The sequence below is a fragment of the Micromonospora sp. MP36 genome, from assembly GCF_008119785.1.
Classification (GTDB): Bacteria; Actinomycetota; Actinomycetes; order Mycobacteriales; family Micromonosporaceae; genus Micromonospora.
In genome coordinates this window covers 1-1,470 of record NZ_VSFA01000252.1, presented here as the reverse complement: position 1 = coordinate 1,470, position 1,470 = coordinate 1, and the positions used below count along the sequence as shown (strand labels likewise).

1 protein-coding gene is annotated in these 1,470 nt (G+C 67.6%); it reads left to right on the top strand.

Features of this window, described 5'->3' with window-relative positions:
- Positions 1-518 precede the first annotated feature (518 nt).
- A complete protein-coding gene (locus tag FXF52_RS42325; RefSeq protein WP_187414031.1) occupies positions 519-686 on the top strand; it encodes a hypothetical protein in 168 nt (55 codons plus the stop codon).
- Positions 687-1,470 lie beyond the last annotated feature (784 nt).

Genomic DNA, 1,470 nt, shown 5'->3' with positions numbered 1-1,470 from the left:
GCTGCGAAAAACGCGATTCGATACGAACCCATCGGCAAGATCAACCTGGCCCGACTCCCTAATGCTTCTTAGGGATCCCCAGGGGTTCTTACGCCGAGTACTGCACGATGGAGACCTCGACTACCTGGCGAGGCACCCCCGGAAATTGCCTCCGCCCGACTGGGGATTTGCTGGTTCAGGCGATGGCGGCCAGCGCGGCCCTCCCCGCCGAGCGGCTGGCGATATCGCCAAAGCGGGACATGGGGAGGCGGTGTGTCCGGGCGGACCCTGCTGAACGGCCGCTACGAGCTGGAGCCGTTGCCGATCCCCGGTGGAGCCATGGGGCAGGTCTGGTTCGGCCGGGACACCACACGTGACCCGGAGATCGCCGTCAAGTTCATCCAGTTGCACGAGGGCAGCCATGACGATGCCCTCGTACGGCGATTCCGGCGAGAGTCCCGCATCATGGCGCGCTTGGAGCATCCGGGCGGGCCAGCGGTCTACGACTGGGGCGAGCAGGACGGGCAGCCGTACCTCCCATGCAGCGAATTCATGGCACCAACCTCTCCGCCCCGATCGCGGAACAGGGCCCACTGCCGATCGGCTGGGCTGTGGCGATCGTTGCCCAGATCTGCTCCGTGCTCACCGCCGCCGACGAGGCCTGCTTGATGCATCGCGATCCGAAGCCGGGCAACCTGATGCTGTGAGGGCGGCGACGTCTCGGCGTCCGTTAAGTGGCGCTCGTGGCGCAGGAGCGCGGGCTGTGCGGGTGCCGACGCCCGCTGCCAAGGTTGCGCCCTATCCGCGACATGGGATTCGCCGGACCAGGTCAACCCATGTCGCCAATGGAGCCGGGTTCGCGGCGAGCTTGCATCGTGTCGGCAATGTGGCGGTGTCGGCCAGGGAGGGGCAGCCCCAGATCCGCGAGTGGCGGGGTTTTCGACAGCGTTTACCGCCTCATTGGCGAGGTGACTGCTCGACCGGCGGTGCGACGTCGATGTTGAACCGCACCTCCGACCAGGCGGAGGGGATCCTGGTCGTCGACGCACTGAAGGGCGCATTGCGTGTGGTGTCCGGTTTGATGTGGAACCGGCGCGCCCGGTTGCCCGGTTTGCAAACGATTGCACCGATGACCCGGGACCTCGGGCGGAATGATGGCCGGGTCGGGGGCGTTGTACCGCGCGGGATCCCCAGCCCGCCAGCCCACGGGCCCCGCCGCGGAATGACCGGCCGCCGGCCGTCGTTACATCTCCCGGCCGCCCGAGCAGCACCCGGGCCGGCCCCCGAGGGAGCCGGATGGAATGATCCCCTGCCCCGGACGGTTACACCCCCGGGACGTCCCGAGCAGGCCCCCGCAGGGGCCGCCGGATGATCTTTCTTCTGGCTTACCCCCCTTTCACGCGGCACACCGCACCCCCTTTGCGTGTGCGCCGTCCCCCGATCGAAAGGTTTTGGATCATCATGCGTACCGACATTCTGCGTAAGACCGCG